The sequence below is a fragment of the Micromonospora chokoriensis genome (assembly GCF_000718555.1).
In the GTDB taxonomy this organism is placed as follows: Bacteria; Actinomycetota; Actinomycetes; order Mycobacteriales; family Micromonosporaceae; genus Micromonospora; species Micromonospora chokoriensis_B.
The window spans coordinates 182,075-203,167 of record NZ_JOAN01000007.1; the positions used below are offsets into that span (position 1 = coordinate 182,075).

A 21,093-nucleotide genomic window follows, 5' to 3' on the forward strand; every position below is an offset into this window, starting at 1 on the left:
CTTGCTGGATTCCGGCGGACCCGGACGCGGGGCGTCGGACGGGTGGCTGGAAGAATCGTTGCTCGTGAAGACGTTCGAGGAGTTGTTCGCCGAGCTGCAGGCCAAGGCCGCCGCCGGCACCCCGGGCTCGGGCACCGTCGCCGCTCTGGACAAGGGCGTGCACTTCATCGGCAAGAAGGTCGTCGAGGAGGCGGCCGAGTCGTGGATGGCCGCCGAGCACGAAGGGCCGGAGCGCACCGCCGAGGAGATCTCCCAGCTTCTCTACCAGGTCCAGGTGCTGATGCTCGCCAGTGGTCTCGAACTCAAGGACGTCTACCGACATCTGTGAGTGCCCCACCCCGTTGATCGCCATCCGGATCCGGATCGAAGGAGCACTCCGTCATGCTGCGTGTCGCCATTCCCAACAAGGGCACCCTGGCCGAACCGGCCGCCCAGATGCTGCGCGAGGCGGGCTACCGCCAGCGCACCGACCCCAAGGACCTCGTCTGCCGAGACGAGGCCAACGACGTCGAATTCTTCTACCTGCGCCCGAAGGACATCGCCACCTACGTCGGCTCCGGTGACCTCGACCTCGGGATCACCGGTCGAGACCTGCTGATCGACTCGGCGGCGCCGGCCGAGGAGGTCGTCGACCTCGCCTTCGGTCGGGCCACCTTCCGCTTCGCCGCCCGCCCCGACGACATCGCCTCCGTGCAGGAGTTGGGCGGTCACCGGATCGCCACCGCGTACCCGGGGCTGGTCGAGCGGCACCTCGGCGAGGTGGGGGTCAAGGCCGACGTGATCCGCCTCGACGGCGCGGTGGAGAACGCCGTACGCCTCGGTGTCGCCGACGTGATCGCGGACGTGGTGGAGACCGGAGCGACCCTGCGCCAGGCGGGCCTGGTGGTCTTCGGCGAGCCGCTGCTGCGCTCGTCGGCGGTGCTGGTCCGTCGGGCCGGCGCGCCCGCACAACCGCAGGCCGAGCAGTTGCTGCGCCGCCTGCACGGCGTGCTGGTGGCCCGCCGCTACGTGATGCTCGCCTACGACGTGCCGGCCGGTCTGCTGGACCGGGCCAGCGGCCTCACCCCGGGCATCGAATCGCCCACCGTGTCACCGCTGCACCGCGAGGGCTGGGTGGCGGTGCAGGCGATGGTGCTCCGCGACGACGTCCACCGCATCATGGACGAGCTGTACGAGCTGGGCGCTCGCGCCATCCTCGTCACCAACATCCACGCCTGCCGCCTCTGAGGCGGGCTAGAACCGGCAAGATCGCGCTCGATCATTGAAGTAGTGGCCTCGGGCTCGACCGAGGCCACTAGATCATGGATCGAGCACGATCTTGCCGCCGTGGCCGGTGGCCGGCGGTGGGGCGCCGGGTGGCGGGGTGGGCTCGGGGTGGTGGGTCGGCGGGTGGTGCGACTGATGGGCGAGTGCGAGTGGCAGACTGGTGGGGTGAGTGAAACCGAGCTGGTCCGCCTGAAGCCCCGCCGCATTCGCGTGGTCTGCTGGTCGGCGGCGGCTGCCCTGGTGGTGGTCTTCGCTCTGGTCGCCACGTCGCTGAGCGGGCCGACCGGCGACGGTTACGGCAGCTTCCAGCGCGGCGACCAGATCGCCATGATCGGCCTGGGCATCTTCGGCGCGCTGGGTTTCCTGCTGTTCACCCGCCCGCGGGTGGAGGCGGACGCGCGCAGCATTCGGGTGCGTAACGTGATCAGCTCTTACGAGCTGCCCTGGGAGGTTGTCCGGGGTGTCCGCTTCGACCGGGGTGCCCCGTGGGCCAGCCTGGAGCTGCACGATGACGACCTGCTGCCGATGGTCGCCTTGCAGGCCGCCGACAAGGAGTTGGCCGTCGACGGGGTCCGCGCGCTGCGCCGGCTGCATGAAGCCCACCAGGCCCGCCTCGCCGAGCGCGCCGTCGGCCGCTGACCCAGCGCCGCTGACCCGCTGACCTGCGGCTGACCCGCAGACCCCGCCGACCTCGGCGTCTCTGAACACCAGGTCGTGCCCGGTTTGGGAGTGGCCGGGGCGTCGGTGTAGTGTAATCAAGTCGACCAGGCTGTCTCCGCGTGCGAGCAGACAGCCTTGAAAGTGGGGCGCCTGCTCCCACCCGAGTCACCGCTACGGTGTCCGGGTCCGGTCACCGGTTCCGGGCATGTCCCGGTGCTGGATGCGCGATCCTGTGATCGTGCTGACCGGTCGAGCGGGCCCTGGCATATGCCGGGGCCTTCTGCTTTTCGGGTCGGTTCCCTCCTGGGAGCCGCAGGGGTCGGCGACAGAGCAGAAACGACTCGAGGAGGCCCCATCAGCGTCGAACCACGCGTGAACGAGCAGATCCGGGCACGTGAGGTCCGACTGGTCGGCCCAGAGGGTGAGCAGGTGGGCATCGTCCCGCTGGAGCGCGCTCTTCAGCTGGCCGCGGACGTCGATCTGGACCTGGTCGAGGTTGCGCCGATGGCGCGCCCGCCGGTGTGCAAGCTCATGGACTTCGGCAAGTTCAAGTATGAGAGCGCACTGAAGGCGCGCGAAGCGCGGCGTAATCAGCAGCAGACCGTCATCAAGGAAATGAAGCTTCGGCCGAAGATCGACCCGCACGACTACGAGACCAAAAAGGGTCACGTGGTGCGGTTCCTCAAGGCGGGCGACAAGGTCAAGGTGACGATCATGTTCCGCGGTCGCGAGCAGAGTCGTCCGGAGCTGGGTTACCGGCTCCTGCGCCGGCTCGAGTCCGAGATCACGGAACTGGGATACGTCGAGGCCGCTCCGAAGCAGGACGGCCGGAACATGATCATGGTTCTCGCCCCGCATCGGGCCGTCAAGGCCTCCGCGGTCGCCGCCACGGCGTCTCGCGGCGGACCTCGGGACCGGGCAGCGGACGAGTCCGCCGCTCCGGAAGCCGATGAGACCGCGGCGGTCAGCGAGACCGCAGCAGCCGGTGACACCGGCCTCGCCGCCGACACCAGCAGCGAGTAACAGGGGAGAAGACGTTCCACATGCCGAAGATGAAGAGCCACACGGGTATGGGTAAGCGGGTCAGGGTGACCGGCAAGGGCAAGATCGTTGCCCAGCAGGCCGGCCTGCGCCACAACCTGGAGAAGAAGCCCTCCACCCAGACCCGCCGGCTGACCGGCACGGTCGTGCTGGCCAAGGCCGACGTCAAGCGCATCAAGAAGCTGCTCGGCCGCTGACGCGCGCCACCTTTACGTAATTAGGAGTTGAGATGGCACGCGTCAAGCGGGCTGTAAACGCCCAGAAGAAGCGTCGTACCCTGCTGGAGTCCGCGAGTGGTTACCGCGGTCAGCGCTCCCGCCTGTACCGCAAGGCCAAGGAGCAGGTGCTGCACTCGATGCAGTACGCCTACCGGGACCGTCGCGACCGCAAGGGCGACTTCCGGCAGCTGTGGATTCAGCGGATCAACGCGGGCGCCCGGGCCAACGGGATGACCTACAACCGTCTGATCCAGGGCCTGCGTCTGGCCGGCATCGAGGTCGACCGCAAGATCCTGGCCGACATGGCTGTCAACGACGCCGCCTCGTTCGCGGCGATCGTCGAGCTGGCCCGGGCCGCGGTCACGGCCGAGGGCACCGGCGGCGCGGCGGCTCAGGCCGCCTGATCCCCACGCACCAGAGCGAGGCGTCTCCCGTGTCGGCACCGCCGTCCGGGGGGCGCCTCAATCGTGTCGGAGGAACGCACATCATGGCCTTCACCCCGCGTACACCCAGGGTTGTCGCCGCCCGCCGCCTGCAACGCCGCCGGGACCGCGACGCCACTGCCCAATTCCTGGCCGAGGGCCCGCAGGCGGTCCGCGAGGCCCTCGCGCGGCCGGAGGTGGTCACCGAGTTGTTCGGTACGCCCACCGCGCTCGACCGGTATCCGGAGTTGGCCGCCACGGCGGCCCGCGCCGACGTGCCGGTCTCCGAGGTGACCGACGATGCCCTCGCGGCGCTGACCGAGACCGTCGCCCCACAGGGGTTGGTCGCCGTCTGCCGGCACCTGGACGTCTCACTGGAGCAGGCCCTCGCGGGTGCGCCCCGGCTGGTGGCGGTGCTCGCCGAGATCCGTGACCCGGGCAACGCCGGCACCGTGCTGCGCACCGCCGACGCGGCCGGTGCGGGTGCGGTGATCTTCGCCGGCGACGCCGTCGACCCGTACAACGGTAAGTGTGTGCGGGCCTCGGCCGGCAGCCTCTTCCATGTCGACGTGGTGCGCGCTCCCGACCCGGTCGCGGTGGTCGACGCGCTGCGCGCCGCCGGGCTGTCGATCTTCGCCACCACCGGGTACGGCGACAACGACCTGGACGACCTGACCGACTACGGCCGGCTCGTCGGGCCCACCGCCTGGCTGTTCGGCTCCGAGGCGCACGGGCTGCCCGAGGAGTTGACCGCCGCCGCCGACACCACGGTGCGGGTGCCGCTGTACGGGCGCGCGGAGAGCCTCAACCTGGCTGCGGCCGCCGCGGTCTGCCTGTACGCTTCAGCGAGAGCGCAGCGCTGAGGGGTGACCGCCTCCGGCGCGTCTGAAAGCGCGACTGACAGCAGGGGAGAGCATCCGCCCATGAACGCGACACGGCGTTCGTTTAGCCAGCCCGCCGGTGTCGGCGGGCGGCGGGCCTGACCTGCTCCCTGCGCAACTCCTACCGGCGGGCTGCGGCACAGCCGCGCGTCCGTAGACTCGCCTAGCCGCCCCGGTGAGGGCTGGCGCCGCCGTGAGGGAGTGCCCGTACGCCATGAGCTATCGCAACGATCCGTATGACCCGAAGCAGGTCGCCCTGCTCGACCCCGCTGCCCTGGCCGAGGCCGTCGCGGACGCCACGAAGGCGTTCGAGGCTGCCGCCGACCCGGACGCGCTGACCGCGCTGCGCTCGGTGCACCTGGGTGACCGGTCACCGATCTCGCTGGCCCGCCGGGAGATCGGCGCGTTGCCGCCGGCTGCGAAGTCCGACGCCGGCAAGCGGGTTAACGAAGCCCGCCGGGCGATCGAGTCCGCGTACGCCGAGCGTGCCGAGGTGGTGGAGCGCGAGCAGGCCGAGCGGGTGCTGGTCGAGGAGCGGGTGGACGTCACCCTGCCCTACGACCGGCGTCCACGCGGTGCCCGGCACCCGTTGAGCACCCTGATGGAGTCGATCAGCGACCTCTTCGTCGGGATGGGCTACGAGGTGGCCGAGGGGCCCGAGGTCGACCTGGAGTGGGTCAACTTCGACGCGTTGAACATCCCCGCCGACCATCCGGCGCGCGGGTTGATGGACACCTTCCACATCGCATCCTCCGATGGCTCCGCGGGCTCGGGCCTTGTTCTACGCACGCACACCTCGACGGTGCAGACCCGGACGATGCTCAGTCGCAAGCCGCCGATCTACGTGATCGTGCCGGGTCGCGTCTACCGCACCGACGAGATCGACGCCACCCACAGCCCGGTGTTCCACCAGGCCGAGGGTCTGGTGGTCGACAAGGGCATCACGATGGCGCACCTGCGGGGCACCCTCGACCACTTCGCCCGGGCGATGTTCGGCCCCGAGGCGAAGACGCGGTGGCGGCCGCACTACTTCCCGTTCACCGAGCCGTCGGCGGAGTTCGACGTGTGGTTCCCGGAGCACCGCGACGGCCCGCAGTGGGTCGAGTGGGGTGGCTGCGGCATGGTCAACCCGCGGGTGCTGCGCGCCTGCGGCGTCGACCCGGAGGTCTACTCCGGATTCGCCTTCGGCATGGGCATCGACCGGACCCTGATGATCCGGCACGGGGTCAGCGACATCCGCCATCTCTTCGAGGGCGACGTGCGGTTCAGCCGCGCGCTCGGGACCGGGGCGTAGGCGATGCGGGTACGAGACACGGGAACGGTGGTCTGAAGTCATGCGAGTTTCTGTCAGTTGGCTGCGGGAGTACGTCGACCTCCCCGCCGACCTGCCCACCGGTGACCTGGAGCAGGCCCTGGTCGACCTCGGCATCGAGGTCGAGTCCGTGGTGGACCTGGCCGCGACCGTCACCGGTCAGCTCGTCGTCGGTGAGGTGCGCGAGATCGAGGAGCTCACCGGCTTCAAGAAGCCGATCCGGTTCTGCCGGGTCGACGTCGGTGCCGCCAACGGCACCGGTGAGCCGCAGGAGATCGTCTGCGGGGCCCGTAACTTCGCCCCGGGCGACCGGGTCGTGGTGATCCTGCCCGGTGGCGTGCTGCCCGGCGGCTTCGCCATCGGCGCCCGCAAGACGTACGGGCACAACTCCGCGGGCATGATCTGCTCGGCCAAGGAGCTGGGCCTGGGCGACGACCACTCCGGCATCATCGTGCTGGGGCCGGACGTGACGGCGAAGCCGGGCGACGACGCCCGCCCGCTGGTCGGCCTCGACGACGTCGTGTTCGATCTGGAGATCACCCCCGACCGGGGGTACGCGCTGAGCCTGCGCGGCCTGGCCCGGGAGCTGTCGCACGCGTTCGACGTGCCGCTGCGCGACCCGGCCCTGATGCCGGCTCCGGGCGGCACCGAGACGCCGGCGTACCCGGTGGAGGTCCGCGACACGGTCGGCTGTGACCGGTTCACGGCCCGCCTGGTGCGGGGCGTCGACCCGACCGCGCCCACGCCGTCCTGGATGGCCCAGCGGCTCGTCACCGCCGGCATCCGCAGCATCTCGCTGCCCGTCGACATCACCAACTACGTGATGTTGGAGCTGGGCCAGCCGATGCACGCCTTCGACGCCGACCGGATCGCCGGGCCGCTGGTGGTCCGTCGCGCCGAGGCGGGGGAGAAGCTGACCACGCTCGACGGGGTCAGCCGGGTGCTCACCGCCGACGACATGGTGATCTGTGACGACACTGGTCCGATCTCGCTCGCCGCGGTGATGGGCGGCGAGACCAGCGAGGTCGTCGCCGGCACCACCACCGTGCTCTTCGAGGCGGCGCACTGGGACCCGGCGATGGTCGGGCGCACGGCCCGCCGGCACAAGCTGTTCAGCGAGGCCGCGAAGCGCTGGGAGCGGGGCGTCGACCCGGCCGTGGCGCTTGTCGCGCTGGAGCGCGCCGTGCGACTGCTCACCGAGCACGGCGGCGGCACCCCGAGCGCGGAGATCCTGGACATCGACCACGTCCGGCCGCGTACCCCGATCAGCCTTCCGGCGGACCTGCCGACCCGGCGGGTCGGCGTCGAGTACCCGCCGGCGCGGGTGGTCGCCCTGCTGGAGCGGGTCGGCTGCACTGTCGCGCAGGGCACGGACCGGTTGTCCGAGGACCCGGGCACGGTCGGCGTGGCCAGCGGCGTCGGGGCGGTGCTGAGTGTCACCCCGCCGACCTGGCGGCCCGACCTGACCGACCCGGCCGACCTGGTCGAGGAGGTGGTCCGCCTCGACGGGTACGACCGGGTGCCGTCGGTGTTGCCGACCGCGCCTGCGGGCCGCGGTCTGACCCCGCGCCAGCGTCGCCGCCGGGCGGTCGCCGGGTCGCTGGCCGAGCGGGGGTACGTGGAGGTGCTCGCGCACCCGTTCGTGTCACCGGAGTTGGCCGACCAGCTCGGCCTGCCGGCCGACGACCCGCGCCGACCCGCGGTGCGGGTGGCCAACCCGCTGTCCGAGGAGGAGCCGCTGCTGCGCACCACGCTGCTCGGCCCGCTGCTCGGGATCCTCAAGCGCAACCTCGGCCGGGGTCACCGCGACCTCGCCCTCTACGAGATCGGTGCGGTCTTCCACCCGCGTCTCGGCGCCGGCAGCCCGCCGGCGATGGGCGTGGACCGGCGCCCCACCGACGCGGAGTTCGCGGCCGCCGACGCGGTGGTGCCGGCGCAGCCCGTGCACGTCGCGGTGGTGCTCTCCGGCGACCTGGACCCGGCCGGCTGGTGGGGTGCGGGTCGACCGGCCGGCTGGGCGGACGCGATCGAGGCGGCCCGTGACGTGCTGGCCGCCGCCGGGATCCCCGACGAGCGGGTCGAGGTGCGCGCCGCCGAGTACGCCCCGTGGCACCCGGGCCGCTGCGCCGAGCTGCGGGTCGACGGCTCGGTCGTCGGTCACGCCGGCGAGCTGCACCCGGTGGTGGCCGCGGCGTTGGAGCTGCCCCGCCGCACCAGCGCGATGGAGTTGGACCTCGACGCGCTGCCGCCGACCCCGGTGACGCCCGCGCCGACGGTCTCCGGCTTCCCGCCGGCGCTGATCGACGTGGCGCTGGTGGTGGACGACTCGGTGCCGGCGGAGCAGGTGCGCCGGGCGCTGGAGGCGGGCGCCGGTGAGCTGCTGGAGGATGTGCGGCTCTTCGACGTGTACGCGGGCGCGCAGCTCGGCGAGGGCCGTCGGTCGCTGGCGTACAAGCTCACCTTCCGGGCGCCGGACCGGACGCTGACCGTAGAGGAGGCGGTCGCGGCCCGGGATGCGGCGGTCGCGGTAGCGGCCGAGCGTCTCGGCGCCACCCTGCGCGGCGCATAACCGGCCCGTCCCCGGCTTGCGACTTCTTCAATCCGCGGGTTCGGGGATGGAGTCGCTCGCGGCGCACCTGCGATTAAGGCTCTGGCCAGGTGATTTCTCACCTGGCCAGAGCCTTAATAACGGTGGATTGGAGGGCGATTTATCGTGGGTAGCTACTCAATGGATGAGCGTGAGGCATTTGAGGCGATGTCAAGGTTCATCTGGCAATTCGCAAATCGAGCGGGGGATGATCTCCTTACGCTGTTGGGCGATATCTCCCTCGAGGCGGATGGGAACCCTACTGATCCAGCCGCATGGACGGACTGGTTGGAATGTGTTCGGGTGACCCTGGACAAGTGACGCCGCATCGACGCCCGTTCCCAGTTTCATGGCACCGGTGGTTGAACCGTGACTGAGGAGCTTTAGCCGCCCGAGCCAGGTGCCCTGCCGTCCTTCAGGCGCGCAGTATGGGGATACTGTCGAGCTGATCTTGGCGGAGGTTTGATCCGATGATGCCGGACGGGCGTCCCCGCTCGGGTCGGCAAGCAACCACCTCGTTCGGCGTGATCGCGAAGTCGACGCTGAAATCATGGTCGGCGTCGGGCAGTACCTCATCGAGGAGTTGGGTCTGGTGGATCGTGGTGGCGATGGTGGTCTCGGTGGTGACGAGGCCGGCCTCGGTGAGGAGGGCGATCTCCAGGTCGGAGTAGCCGGCGCCCTTGCCGACCCTTACGCCGCTTGCGCGGCTGACAGCGACGCTGCCACAGACGATGAGGTCCACCGGACGCATCTCGGCGGGCCCCACCGTGGGAGCGACCTGCGGCGCACCGCTACTTGTAACTGCGGTCTCGATTGGTGCGGTGAGGCTGGCGGGGTCAAGCAGATAGAAGGGCTTGGGGGTAGCGAGTCTCGGTACCGCCATGTAGAGCAGCTTGCCTTCCTGCAGGGCTCGTACCCGGACGGGAAGCTGTGCCCGGTCCGGGTTGCACTTGATCACTCGGGCGTTCTTCCAGACGTCCAGCACCGCGAGGTGGGCTGCGGCTTCTTCCTTGCCGACGAAGTCAGGGATGTGACCCTGTACGCCGGGTGGGACGGCACCTTGACGTTCGAGGAGGTCCCATACGTGTTGCCGAACGGCGTGTTTGGCGCGGTCGATGTTGGTCACGTGGGTGCTCCTACGGGCTCATGAGGGTGAGGAGTCGGTCGTTCACGTCTTGAACCGAGGGCTCGTTGCGCCAGGGGCGTAGCTGCCGGGCGGCGGCGAAGGCGAGGTTGAGTCCGCCGCCGGCACGTGTCCGCTCGATGACGTCGATGGCCTGATGCAGGTAGGACGTTGCGGCGTCGACGTCGCGTTGCAGGATGCTGGCGAGGGCGAGATTGCCGAGGATGACAGTGGTGGATTTGCGGCGTGCGGCGATCAGTTGTCGGGCATTCTCTAACGCTGGCACGGCTTGGTCTGGCTTGTTGAGCGAGAGCCAGCAGGAGCCCGCGAGCCTCGTGTAGTGGCTGGGGCAGAAGATGTCGGTGGCGGGGTCTCTGGCGTCGACGGCGGCGAAGTGAGCTTCAGCGATACCGAGAGCGTTGGAGCAGTCCCCGGCCTGGCCGAGCATCGCATGTGCCTCGGCCCGATGCAGCTGGGCGAGGCCGGCGATGACGTGACTGTCGCTGTGGCTGACGGCGGCGGCGCGGGTCGTCAGGACAAGACCGGCGTTGGGTTGCTTGGTGCCGTAGAGGGCGAGGTAGCTCTTGCGGAGCAAAGCGTTGGCCTCGGTGACTGGGTCTCGCGTTTCCTGGGCTGCGCTGATCGCTTGGTCGAAGTAGGCGGCGCTGGCGACATGGTCGCGTCGCTGCGAGGCGTCCCAGACGAGCTGACCCATCAACGTCGCGGACTCGGCGACTGCTGCCGCCAGTTCGCGCTGGACCGGCCCGTTGCTGGCGTGCTGGCGAAGGAAGACTGCCTGACCGTGAAGTTGTCCGGCCTCGGCGATTAGGAGCGTCGAGGGCGTCTGGTCGTAGCGCTCGTCGAGGCGCCGTACGCGCTCCCTCAGGTGCGCCACGGCGATCAGGTCGACGCGGCCGGGGTTGCGCAGCACGTAGCCGAGACGCTGGTCGGGCGGCGACGGTGCCTGGCCGACGTCGGCCAGGAGGTCGGCCAGTTCCTCGATCGATAGCTTGAGGGCCGCAGCGGGACGCGGCCGGTGCCAGGGCTGCGGGTCAGTCTCCGCCCGTTCCCACCGCACGATGGTGGAGCGATCGACGCCGAGGGCTTCGGCGAGGCGTTCCTGGCTCAGGCCGATCGTCTTGCGGCGTTGGGCGAGCCGGTGCCGACGCCTATCCGCCACGTACCGACTCCCATCGCCGCCATCCGTCACTGTCCATTCATCCAGCTCACACCCTGTCGCGCAATGGGGATGCATCAGTTCTGCGTCGTTGCCGCGCTGGGCACCAGCGACCGCCGGGGCTTGTGTAGACGCATGGCCGAAACGGGTGAGTGGGGAAAGAAGTGAGCGATCAGGAGCGGGACCGGCTTGATGCCACCGGAGCGTCTTCTGCCGCCCAGACCCACGGAGAGACCGCGCGCCTTACGCAAGCCCAGCGCCTCGACTCCAAACCCAGAGAACACACCCCGCTGCGCCCGATCTGGCTCTGCCGTGCCTGCGGCCAACCCTGGCCCTGTGGGCGGGCGAAGCTCGCGCTCGTCACCGAGTACGACGGCAACCCGGTCAGCCTGTTCCTCTACCTGGCCAGTCTGCTCCATGACGCCATCGACGACCTGCACAAGCTCAACCCCACCACCACGGGTTGCGCCAGTGACATGTTCGATCGGTTCCTTGGCTGGCCCGCCCGACACACCCGCTCCTACCGGATCACAGAGATCGACTCTCCGCGGCCCGAGGAGTCAGAAGCGTGAGAGGCTTCCCGCTCGACATTGCCGGCGGGAGCGGCGACGTCGCACCCCCTTGTACCGACGCGCGGTGGCGAGCCCTTTCCCTCCATGAGAGGTTGAGGACACGTGCGTACCACGACAGTCGGCGATGTGAAGATCCTGCTACCGGACCTCGACCCGGCGGGCCTCGACCGCGTGACCGACCTGGCTGATGGCCTCACGGAGGCTTTCGTCGAGGGCGTGTCGTGGCGCGGTGTGCCGCTGGAGGATCACCGCATCCGCAGCAGTCTGATCACCGGCGTGGACCTGAGCGAGAGCACCTGGGAGGCCGGCAGCCTCTACGGCTGCGAGATCACCCGCACCGACTTCTCCGGCGCGACCCTGACCGGCATGACCATCGAACGCTGCGCCATCACCGGCTCCCGGTTCACCGGCACCAGACTCAACGACGTACGCCTCAAGGACGTCCTGTTCGACGGCTGCCGCTTCGACTACGCCACCTTCCAACGCGTTACCGCCGCCGGCTCGGTCGCCTTCACCGACTGCACCTTCACCAACGGCGCGTGGTCCTCCTGTCGACTACCTCGCATCGCGCTGCGGTCATGTGACCTCGCCGGACTGGAATTGGACTCCTGCCACCTCGACGGCACCGACCTGCGCGGCAGCCGGCTCCAGGGAATCAAGACGCCGCTGGACAACCTGCGCGGCGTGACCCTCGGCGAGGACCAGCTTCCTGACCTCACTCAGCTGACCGTGGCCGCCCTCAAGCTCACCGTACGCACCGACTGAAGCCGAGGAGGCATCGTGCTCGCCGAACCCACTGGCAGCCCGGATACTGGCGGGTTCGGAAATCAGAACGTGCGGAATGCCAGGGTCAATTGGCGGCCATCGTGATGCTGGCTCAGCCGTCGAACCCCGTCCACGGGATCTCGAGATCACGCAGTGGGCGTAGCACGCTACGGTGCGACGCGCCGATCCACATCGAGATCTTCCCGTTCCCGGAGTCGGTCACTTCGGCGATCATGCCGGGCGCAACGAAGAAGCGCGTCGAGTCATTCGGCCAGCGCCATGGCTTCCACGGCAGCGGTGTCAATCTTGCGGTGACTGTCTCAACGTGCTCGGCTTCGAGCTCGTTGCTCAGGGCCTTGTAATGGGCGTTCATCATCGTCTCGTATACGGCGAACTTGAGAAGGAAGCCGCTCATCCGCTCGTGCTCAGGTCGCAGCCCGTAGTCGTCTTGGTCGATCCACACCACGGGGTCGGCGTCCGAAGGGTCGAAGAGCCAGATGAAGCCTCCCTGGTTTTCGTGTCCGAATTCGATGAGGCCATCGTGTGCCAGCTCCCACTTCTCCGGGCGTCTCAGGAAGTTTTGCTGGCCGAGGAGGGCTGGCCGACGCCGGGCCAGCCGGTAGAAGGCGGTCAGTGGTTCGGGCAGAGTCCAGCCACTCGAGGAGAACTCGCCGAGGTCCTCGTCGGTTTCGGGGACCCAGCCTTCGACGAATTGCTTGAGTGCAGTGGTCGGGCTGGCCTGGATGTTGGCGAGCCAGGTCTGGTCAGGCAAAGTGTCGGGTTCGGTCGGCGGCCGGACGCGGTCCAAGAGGTCGCCGGTCAATTCTGGGGTGATTGTCAGCTCGGCACTGATCATGACCCCGTTGCTGTGGTGGCTCTGTTCGTGCTTGCCGAGCCCGAGGTAGAGGCAGCCCGCGGGAAGGCGGGTCAGCAGGTGGATTGGCCGGACGTCGCGTCGTCCCGCCCAGCTCCATTGCGGCGAGGTTGGCGGGTGTCCGAACAGCCGGACTCCGACTGCCTCGACGAGTGGCCCGTGCAGATGGAACCGTCGACTGTTCCATACGCCGCTGACATCCAGACCGTTTCCCCGCTCGGCGATGATCACCATGGCGTCGTTGCCGAGAAAGATGGACGCGCCGTCTGTCTCGCAGACGACGGTGTCGTCGCCGGCGAGGCGTATCGCGGCCTGCTCGGTCAGGATGTCGTGCGGGGCAAGCGGCACGGCGGGGAGCCTATCGGCTCGGTGTTCGGTGAGGTTGCCGCTGGCGAACTCGAAGTGTCGTGGTCATTTGCTGCGTCGTCTAGATGTCGCTGCGTGGCGCGGCCAGCGTGGGTGAAGAAGCCGAGATCGGTCAGTCGGATGCCCGTGCGGGCGGCACTGATGTGGCACCCCGCATGCCCTTCTGGGAAGAGCCAGGGATGCTGGGCTCCGCGTCCGATAATGCTGCGGCCGGTCGGACGGGTTCGTTCAGCGACCAGGGTCCGGATGACATCGGCCAATGCGAGCACGGCAGGGTCGGCGCCGGGACGCCTCGCACTGGCCCTTCCCGCTCCGGCGGTGCTGTGGTGACCGACAACGCCAGCAGCACCGACCCCCTCTTCCTCTCCTGCCGAAGGTCAAACCGTCGGGATTGGGGACACAACACCACGCAGTCGATCTATTAATTACCATGCACTGCGCTGCATGAACTTGCACTCGTGAGTCGTCCTTGTTAATCTTCGCTGCATAGTCATGCGGAGGTGGGTATGGGGATCCGAGTCGCGGTCGCCGGAGCGAGTGGGTACGCCGGGGGTGAGCTGCTGCGCCTGATCGCCGGGCACCCGGAGCTCGACCTGGTCGCCGCCACCGCGCACAGCCAGGCCGGGCATCGCGTCGACGTGGTGCACCCGCAGCTCACCGGGCTCGACCTGGTGCTCGGCGAGACCAACCCGACGGCCCTGGCCGACGCGGACCTGGTCTTCCTGGCCCTGCCGCACGGTGAGTCGGCGGCCCTCGCGGCGCAGCTCCCGGCCGAGGTGCGCATCGTCGACCTGGGCGCCGACCACCGGCTTACCGACCCGTACGCCTGGGCGCAGTACTACGGCGGCACGCACGCCGGGTCGTGGACCTACGGTCTGCCCGAGCTGCCCGGCCAGCGGGAGTTGATCGCCGGCTCCACCCGGGTGGCGAACACCGGCTGCTACGCCGCCGCGATCACCCTGGCGCTCGCGCCGCTGATCGCCGCCGGCGCGGCCAACCCCGCTGACGTGGTGGTGGTCGCCGCCTCCGGCACCTCCGGCGCCGGCCGGGCGGCCAAGCCGCACCTGCTGGCCAGCGAGGTGCTGGGCGACCTGTCGCCGTATCGGGTGGGCACCCACCAGCACGTACCGGAGATCAAGCAGGCCACCGGCGCGACCGGCCTGTCGTTCACGCCGGTGCTGGCGCCGATGCCGCGCGGCATCCTGGCCACGGTCACCGCGGTGCCGGCGCGCGGCGTCGACCCGCAGGAAGTGCTTGCGCGGGCGTACGCGGACGCGCCGTTCGTGCACGTGCTGCCGGAGGGCCGCTGGCCGCACACCGCCGCCACGCTGGGCTCCAACTCGTGTCACCTGCAGGCCACCGTCGACGTCGACTCGGGTCGTCTGATCGTGCTCAGCGCGTTGGACAACCTGGGCAAGGGCGCTGCCGGTCAGGCCGTGCAGAACGCCAACCTGATGCTCGGCCTGCCGGAGACGACGGGCCTGTCGACCTGGGGAGTCACCCCGTGAGCGCGAGGAGTGCAGCGCAGCGGAGCCCCGCAGTCGCGAACGAAAGGCAGGCGTCGTGAGCGTCACCACCCCCCGGGGGTTCCGGGCGGCCGGAGTGGCCGCCGGCCTCAAGGCCAGCGGCAACGCGGACGTCGCCCTGGTGGTCAACGACGGCCCCGACGCCGGTGTGGCCGGTGTCTTCACCACCAACCGGGTCAAGGCCGCGCCGGTGCTCTGGACCCAGCAGGTCGTGCAGGGCGGTGTGGTCCGTGCCGTGGTGCTCAACTCCGGTGGCGCCAACGCCTGCACCGGCCCGGCTGGCTTCCAGGACACCCACGCCACCGCCGAGCACACCGCCGCCACGCTGACCTCGGTCAGCCCACGGCTGATCCTCGGTGCCGGTGAGGTCGCGGTCTGCTCCACCGGGCTGATCGGTGAGCGGCTGCCGATGCCGAAGCTGCTGCCCGGCGTCCGCTCGGCGATCAAAGGGCTGTCCCGCGACGGCGGTCTGGCCGCCGCCGAGGCGATCATGACCACGGACACCCGGCCGAAGACCACGGTGGCCCGGGGCAGCGGTTGGACGGTCGGCGGCATGGCCAAGGGCGCCGGAATGCTCGCGCCGGGGATGGCGACCATGCTCTGCGTGTTGACCACCGACGCGGTGGCCGGGCCGGAGATGCTTGACGAGGCGTTGCGGGCGGCGACCCGGGTCAGCTTCGACCGAGTCGACTCCGACGGCTGCATGTCCACAAACGACACCGTGCTGTTGCTGGCCAGCGGCGCGAGCGGCATCGAGCCGACGCCGGCCGAGTTGGCCGCCGCCGTTACCGCGGCCTGTCACGACCTGGCCCAGCAGTTGGTGGCCGACGCCGAGGGCGCCACGAAGCAGATCGCCATCGACGTGGTCGGCGCGGCGGACGAGGACGAGGCGGTCGAGGTGGGCCGTACGGTGGCCCGCAACAACCTGGTCAAGACGGCGCTGTTCGGCAACGACCCCAACTGGGGTCGGATCCTCGCCGCCGTCGGCACGACGGCCGCGGCGTTCGACCCGGACGAGGTGGACGTGGCGGTCAACGGGGTGTGGGTGTGCCGGGGCGGTGCCGCCGCCGAGGACCGCTCGAAGGTCGACCTGACCGGGCGGGACGTGACCATCCGGATCGACCTGCACGCGGGCACGTCGGCCGCGACGATCTGGACCAACGATCTGTCGCACGCGTACGTCCACGAGAACTCGGCCTACTCGTCATGAGTCTCAGCTCCGATCTTTCGCGTGCCCAGGTCAAGGCGGAGACGCTGATCGAGGCGCTGCCCTGGCTGGCTCGTTTCTCCGGTTCGACGGTCGTGGTCAAGTACGGCGGCAACGCCATGACCGACCCCGAGTTGCAGCGGGCGTTCGCGGCCGACATGGTCTTCCTGCGCTACGCCGGCCTGAAGCCCGTGGTGGTGCATGGCGGTGGTCCGCAGATCTCCGCCATGCTGGGTCGCCTCGGCATCGCCAGCGAGTTCCGGGGTGGCCTGCGGGTGACCACCGCCGAGGCGATGGACGTGGTCCGGATGGTGCTGGTCGGGCAGGTGGGCCGGGAGCTGGTCGGGCTGATCAACTCGCATGGTCCGTACGCCGTGGGCCTCTCCGGCGAGGACGCCCGGCTGTTCACCGCGGTGCGCCGCCCGGCGTACGTGGACGGGCTGCCGGTCGACGTCGGTCAGGTCGGGGACGTCGAGTCGGTCGACGTGTCCGCGGTGACCGACCTGATCGAGGCCGGTCGGATTCCGGTGATCTCCACGGTGGCCCCGGACGCGGAGGGGGTGCTGCACAACCTCAACGCGGACACCGCCGCCGCGGCGCTGGCCATCGCGTTGCAGGCGCGCAAGCTGGTCGTGCTCACCGACGTGGCCGGCCTGTACGCGGACTGGCCGGACACCACAAGCCTGGTCTCCGAGATCACCGCGGACGACCTGGCCAAGCTGCTGCCCGGCCTCGAGTCGGGGATGGTGCCGAAGATGGAGGCCTGCCTGCGGGCGGTGCGTGGGGGAGTACCCGCCGCGCACGTCGTCGACGGTCGGGTGGCGCACTCCACGTTGCTCGAGGTGTTCACCTCGGAAGGGTTCGGAACGATGGTGGTGCCGGGAGACGGGACGGTCGCGACATGAGCACGTTGGCGCAGCGTTGGCAGCAGTCCATGATGGACAACTACGGCACGCCGCCGCTGGCGTTGGTCTCCGGCGCCGGTGCCGTCGTGGTCGACGACGCCGGCCGGGAATACCTCGACCTGGTGGGTGGCATCGCTGTCAACGCCCTCGGTCACGCCCACCCGGCCGTGGTGGCGGCGGTGTCGAAGCAGGTCGCGACCCTCGGGCACGTCTCCAACCTCTATGTGGCCGAGCCGCCGGTCGCCCTGGCCGAGCTGCTGTTGGCGCTCGCCGGTCGACCCGGTCGGGTGTTCTTCGCCAACTCCGGCGCGGAGGCGAACGAGGCCGCGTTCAAGCTCTCCCGGCGTACCGGCCGCACCCACGTGGTGGCCACCCGGGGCGGCTTCCACGGCCGCACCATGGGCGCCCTCGCGCTGACCGGCCAACCGGCCAAGGCCGATCCGTTCCGGCCGCTGCCCGGCGAGGTGACCCACGTCGACTACGGCGACCTGGCCGCCCTGGAAGCGGCGGTCTCCGACGCCACCGCCATGGTGATCCTGGAACCCATCCAGGGTGAGAACGGCGTGCTCGTCCCGCCGGCCGGCTATCTCGCCGCGGCCCGGCGGATCACCGCCCGGCACGGCGCGCTGCTGGTCCTCGACGAGGTGCAGACCGGCATCGGGCGCACCGGGCACTGGTTCGCGCACCAGGCCGAGGGCGTGGAGCCGGACGTGGTCACCCTCGCCAAGGGCCTCGGTGGCGGGCTGCCCATCGGCGCCACGCTGGCCTTCGGCCCCGCCGCTGACCTGCTCACCCCCGGCTCGCACGGCACCACCTTCGGCGGCAACCCGATCAGCTGCGCGGCGGCGCTCGCCGTGGTGGCGACCATCGCCAACGAGGGCCTGCTCGACAACGTCAAGCGGGTCGGTGAGCGGCTGCGTCACGGCATCGAGGCGTTGGGTCACCCGCTGATCGCCGGCGTACGCGGTGCCGGTCTGCTGCTCGGCGTGGCGCTCACCGCGCCGGTGGCGTCGGTGCTGGCCGACGCGCTGCGGGAAGCCGGCTTCCTGGTCAACCCGGTGCAGCCGGGGGTGGTCCGGCTGGCTCCGCCGCTGATCCTCACCGCCGCCCAGGCGGACACCTTCCTCGCGGCGCTGCCCGCCGCACTGGACGCGACCGCCCCGGCCGCCGCCGGCGCGGGGATCGCCCCAACCACCCTGACCACCACGACGGGGACGACTCGATGACTCGGCACTTCCTGCGCGACGACGACCTTTCGCCCGCCGAACAGTCGGCGGTCCTCGACCTGGCCGCCCGGATGAAGGCGGACCGGTTCGGCCACCGGCCGCTGGTCGGCCCCCGCTCGGTGGCGGTCCTCTTCGACAAGCAGAGCCTGCGCACCAGGATCTCGTTCGACGCCGGGATCGCCGAGTTGGGCGGGCACCCCCTCGTCGTGGACACGCAGGTCACCCACTTCGGCCGGGGTGAGTCCCTGGCGGACGCGGGGCGCGTGCTGTCCCGCTACGTCGCGGCCATCGTGCTGCGAACCCACGGCGACGAGCGGATCGCCGAGGTGGCGGCGGGCGCCAGTGTGCCCGTGATCAATGCGCTCACCGACGGCTTCCACCCGTGCCAGCTGCTGGCCGACCTGCTCACCATCCGGGAGCGGTGTGGCGGCACGGCCGGCCGCACCCTGGCGTACGTGGGGGACGGCGCGAACAACATGGCGCAGTCGTACCTGCTGGCCGGGGCGACGGCCGGGATGCACGTCCGGATCGCCGGCCCGGCGGGTTTCGCGCCTGACGAGGCCGTGGTGGCCCGGGCGGCCCAGATCGCCGCGGAGACCGGCGGGTCGGTGCGGGTGCTGACCGACCCGGCCCAGGCGGTACGCGACGCCGACGTGGTGGCGACCGACACCTGGACGTCGATGGGGCAGGAGTCCGACGGGTTGGACCGGATCACCCCGTTCCTGCCGTACCAGGTCAACAAGGAGTTGCTCGGCCAGGCCGCACCGGACGCCATCGTGCTGCACTGCCTGCCCGCACACCGCGGCGAGGAGATCACCGACGAGGTGCTCGACGGCCCGCAGAGCGCGGTCTTCGACCAGGCGGAGAACCGACTGCACGTACAGAAGGCGCTGTTGATGTTCCTGCTTGACGCCACCACCGGGGAGCTGCAATGACCGCGCCGTTGACTCGTGCGGCCCGGCACGCCCGGATCGTGGAGCTGATCCGCGACAAGGCGATCCGGTCGCAGACCGAGCTGGCCGATCTGCTCGCCGCCGACAGTGTCGCCGTCACCCAGGCCACCCTCTCCCGGGACCTGGAAGAGTTGGGCGCGGTCAAGGTGCGCGGCGGTGACGGCCCGGCCGTCTACCTGATCCCCGAGGACGGCCAGCGACCGTTGCGCGACGCCGAGGCCGCGCCGGCCCGGCTGGTGCGACTGCTGCGCGAACTGCTCAACGGGGTCGACTCCAGCGGCAACATCGCGGTGCTGCGGACACCGCCGGGCGCAGCCCAGTACCTGGCCAGCGCGTTGGACCGAGCGGGACTGCCCGAGATCGTCGGCACCATCGCCGGCGACGACACCATCCTCGTCGTGGCCCGTGAGGCCGTCGGCGGGGCCGCCCTCGGAGACAAGCTCGCCGGCTGGGCCCGCCGGGAAGACACCGTCGACGGGCACCCCGCAGTCGCGAGCGAAAGGCAAGCAGAGCAATGATGGGCGACGTGGACGACAAGAGCCTGACCGAGAACAGCGCCGCCACCAACCGGACGAGCCTCTGGGGTGGTCGGTTCGCGGGCGGCCCCGCCGAGGCGCTCGCCCGACTGTCGGTGAGTGTGCAGTTCGACTGGCGCCTGGCCCCGTACGACCTCGCCGGTTCCCGGGCGCACGCCCGGGTCCTCGCCGGTGCCGGCCTGCTCGATCCCGAGGAACTGGGTCGGATGCTGGCCGCGCTGGACGACCTGGAGGCCGCCTGCGCCTCCGGGGCGTTCCGCCCCACCATCGACGACGAGGACGTGCACACCGCGCTGGAGCGTGGCCTGCTGGAGCGCCTCGGCACCCTCGGTGGCAAGCTGCGCGCCGGCCGGTCCCGCAACGACCAGGTCGCCACCGACCTGCGGCTCTACCTGCGCGACCACGCCCGGGGCGTGGCCAGCCGCCTGGTTGAGCTGGCGGAGGCGCTGGTCGAGCAGGCCGAACGGCACATCGACACCGCCGCGCCCGGCATGACCCACCTCCAGCACGCCCAGCCGGTCACCTTCGGGCACTGGCTGCTGGCTCACGTGCAGCCGCTGCTGCGCGACCTGGAGCGGCTGCGCGACTGGGATTACCGGGCGGCGATCAGCCCGCTCGGCGCAGGCGCACTGGCCGGTTCCGGGCTCCCGCTGGACCCGGTGGCGGTGGCCAAGGAGTTGGGCTTCCGTACGTCGTTCGCCAACTCGATGGACGCCGTCGCCGACCGGGACTTCGTGGCCGAGTTCCTCTTCACCACCGCCCTGATCGGGGTGCACCTGTCCCGGCTCGGCGAGGAGGTGGTGCTCTGGACCTCGCACGAGTTCGGCTGGGTGGAGCTGGACGACTCGTTCGCCACCGGCTCGTCGATCATGCCGCAGAAGAAGAACGCGGACATCGCCGAGCTGGCCCGGGGCAAGTCCGGGCGTCTGGTCGGCGGCCTGATGACCGTGCTCACCATGCTCAAGGGCCTGCCGATGACCTACGACCGGGACATGCAGGAGGACAAGGAGCCGGCCTTCGACGCGGTCGACACCCTGGAGCTGTTACTCCCGGCCCTGGCGGGAATGATCTCCACGATGACGGTCCGGGTGGATCGCCTCGTCGCCGCCGCCCCGGTCGGCTTCTCCCTCGCCACCGAGGTCGCCGACTGGCTGGTCCGACGTCACGTGCCGTTCCGCGACGCGCACGAGATCACCGGCCGGCTGGTGGCGCTCTGCGCCGCTCGGGAGTGCGAGCTGGAGGACGTCTCCGACGAGGACCTGGCCATGGTCAGCGAGCACCTCGACCCGTCGGTGCGCGATGTGCTCTCGGTCCGTTCGGCTCTCGCGGCCCGGACCACCCCCGGTTCCACCGGCCCCGGCCCCGTCGCAGACCAGCTCGCCGCCGCCGCGGACCGGCTGGCCGGCTGGCGGGAGTGGGCCACCGAACGGGTCGTTCCGCGCTGAGGTGCGCCGTGGCGTCGGCGCTCGCCGCCGG

21 protein-coding genes are annotated in these 21,093 nt (G+C 70.4%); 18 read left to right on the forward strand and 3 right to left on the reverse strand.

Features of this window, described 5'->3' with window-relative positions:
• The first annotated feature begins 58 nt into the window (after positions 1 to 58).
• From IF46_RS0112175 to pheT, 9 genes are all read left to right on the forward strand, one after another.
• Positions 59 to 328, forward strand: coding sequence for a phosphoribosyl-ATP diphosphatase (locus IF46_RS0112175; RefSeq protein WP_232234014.1), 270 nt, complete (start codon positions 59 to 61; stop codon positions 326 to 328).
• Positions 329 to 381: 53 nt separating this feature from the next.
• Positions 382 to 1,227 (forward strand): ATP phosphoribosyltransferase, encoded by an 846-nt coding sequence (gene hisG / locus IF46_RS0112180; RefSeq protein ID WP_030488425.1) that lies wholly within the window; start codon positions 382 to 384, stop codon positions 1,225 to 1,227.
• Between the two features lie 204 nt (positions 1,228 to 1,431).
• The gene (locus IF46_RS0112185; protein ID WP_030488426.1) at positions 1,432 to 1,905 is read left to right on the forward strand and encodes a PH domain-containing protein; all 474 of its coding nucleotides are present in this window, start codon (positions 1,432 to 1,434) and stop codon (positions 1,903 to 1,905) included.
• Positions 1,906 to 2,298: 393 nt separating this feature from the next.
• On the forward strand, positions 2,299 to 2,949 hold the full coding sequence (infC, locus tag IF46_RS0112190; protein WP_030488427.1) for a translation initiation factor IF-3: 651 nt from the start codon (positions 2,299 to 2,301) through the stop codon (positions 2,947 to 2,949).
• 20 nt (positions 2,950 to 2,969) lie between these two features.
• Entirely contained in the window at positions 2,970 to 3,164 is a 195-nt protein-coding gene (rpmI, locus tag IF46_RS0112195) for a 50S ribosomal protein L35 (RefSeq protein WP_030488428.1), read from the forward strand.
• A 32-nt stretch (positions 3,165 to 3,196) separates the two neighbouring features.
• Positions 3,197 to 3,589: a 50S ribosomal protein L20 gene (gene rplT / locus IF46_RS0112200; protein WP_030488429.1), complete on the forward strand. Its 393-nt coding sequence runs from the start codon at positions 3,197 to 3,199 to the stop codon at positions 3,587 to 3,589.
• Positions 3,590 to 3,672: 83 nt separating this feature from the next.
• Complete coding sequence (locus IF46_RS0112205) at positions 3,673 to 4,470, forward strand: TrmH family RNA methyltransferase (protein ID WP_051723854.1); 798 nt, start codon at positions 3,673 to 3,675, stop codon at positions 4,468 to 4,470.
• A gap of 232 nt (positions 4,471 to 4,702) precedes the next feature.
• The gene (gene pheS, locus IF46_RS0112210; protein ID WP_030488431.1) at positions 4,703 to 5,782 is read left to right on the forward strand and encodes a phenylalanine--tRNA ligase subunit alpha; all 1,080 of its coding nucleotides are present in this window, start codon (positions 4,703 to 4,705) and stop codon (positions 5,780 to 5,782) included.
• A gap of 40 nt (positions 5,783 to 5,822) precedes the next feature.
• A complete protein-coding gene (pheT, locus tag IF46_RS0112215; protein WP_030488432.1) occupies positions 5,823 to 8,369 on the forward strand; it encodes a phenylalanine--tRNA ligase subunit beta in 2,547 nt (848 codons plus the stop codon).
• 433 nt (positions 8,370 to 8,802) lie between these two features.
• Here the strand turns inward: pheT and IF46_RS0112220 are convergent, their stop codons facing one another.
• Both IF46_RS0112220 and IF46_RS0112225 read right to left on the reverse strand, forming a co-directional pair.
• On the reverse strand, positions 8,803 to 9,513 hold the full coding sequence (locus IF46_RS0112220; RefSeq protein WP_030488433.1) for a 5-formyltetrahydrofolate cyclo-ligase: 711 nt from the start codon (positions 9,511 to 9,513) through the stop codon (positions 8,803 to 8,805).
• A gap of 10 nt (positions 9,514 to 9,523) precedes the next feature.
• Entirely contained in the window at positions 9,524 to 10,765 is a 1,242-nt protein-coding gene (locus IF46_RS0112225; RefSeq protein ID WP_198041424.1) for a helix-turn-helix transcriptional regulator, read from the reverse strand.
• Positions 10,766 to 10,977: 212 nt separating this feature from the next.
• Here IF46_RS0112225 and IF46_RS0112230 point away from each other — a divergent pair, with 212 nt between their 5' ends.
• A complete protein-coding gene (locus IF46_RS0112230; protein ID WP_030488435.1) occupies positions 10,978 to 11,259 on the forward strand; it encodes a hypothetical protein in 282 nt (93 codons plus the stop codon).
• A 102-nt stretch (positions 11,260 to 11,361) separates the two neighbouring features.
• Complete coding sequence (locus IF46_RS0112235) at positions 11,362 to 12,024, forward strand: pentapeptide repeat-containing protein (protein ID WP_030488436.1); 663 nt, start codon at positions 11,362 to 11,364, stop codon at positions 12,022 to 12,024.
• Positions 12,025 to 12,136: 112 nt separating this feature from the next.
• Here the strand turns inward: IF46_RS0112235 and IF46_RS0112240 are convergent, their stop codons facing one another.
• Entirely contained in the window at positions 12,137 to 13,246 is a 1,110-nt protein-coding gene (locus tag IF46_RS0112240) for a hypothetical protein (RefSeq protein ID WP_030488437.1), read from the reverse strand.
• Positions 13,247 to 13,770: 524 nt separating this feature from the next.
• Here IF46_RS0112240 and argC point away from each other — a divergent pair.
• The 7 genes from argC to argH are packed head-to-tail and all read left to right on the forward strand — an operon-like array spanning position 13,771 to position 21,062.
• Entirely contained in the window at positions 13,771 to 14,772 is a 1,002-nt protein-coding gene (gene argC, locus IF46_RS0112245) for an N-acetyl-gamma-glutamyl-phosphate reductase (protein WP_030488438.1), read from the forward strand.
• Positions 14,773 to 14,827: 55 nt separating this feature from the next.
• Positions 14,828 to 16,000 (forward strand): bifunctional glutamate N-acetyltransferase/amino-acid acetyltransferase ArgJ, encoded by a 1,173-nt coding sequence (gene argJ, locus IF46_RS0112250; protein WP_030488439.1) that lies wholly within the window; start codon positions 14,828 to 14,830, stop codon positions 15,998 to 16,000.
• Positions 15,997 to 16,902, forward strand: a complete 906-nt coding sequence (argB, locus tag IF46_RS0112255; protein ID WP_030488440.1) for an acetylglutamate kinase — start codon at positions 15,997 to 15,999, stop codon at positions 16,900 to 16,902. Before argJ ends, argB begins: the two co-directional genes overlap by 4 nt.
• Entirely contained in the window at positions 16,899 to 18,128 is a 1,230-nt protein-coding gene (locus tag IF46_RS0112260) for an acetylornithine transaminase (protein ID WP_030488441.1), read from the forward strand. Before argB ends, IF46_RS0112260 begins: the two co-directional genes overlap by 4 nt.
• The gene (argF, locus tag IF46_RS0112265) at positions 18,125 to 19,063 is read left to right on the forward strand and encodes an ornithine carbamoyltransferase (protein WP_030488442.1); all 939 of its coding nucleotides are present in this window, start codon (positions 18,125 to 18,127) and stop codon (positions 19,061 to 19,063) included. Before IF46_RS0112260 ends, argF begins: the two co-directional genes overlap by 4 nt.
• Positions 19,060 to 19,599 (forward strand): arginine repressor, encoded by a 540-nt coding sequence (locus tag IF46_RS0112270; RefSeq protein ID WP_030488443.1) that lies wholly within the window; start codon positions 19,060 to 19,062, stop codon positions 19,597 to 19,599. Before argF ends, IF46_RS0112270 begins: the two co-directional genes overlap by 4 nt.
• Positions 19,599 to 21,062 carry an argininosuccinate lyase gene (gene argH / locus IF46_RS0112275; RefSeq protein WP_030488444.1) on the forward strand — a complete coding sequence of 488 codons (1,464 nt, stop codon included), beginning with the start codon at positions 19,599 to 19,601 and terminating at the stop codon, positions 21,060 to 21,062. Before IF46_RS0112270 ends, argH begins: the two co-directional genes overlap by 1 nt.
• Positions 21,063 to 21,093: the final 31 nt, after the last annotated feature.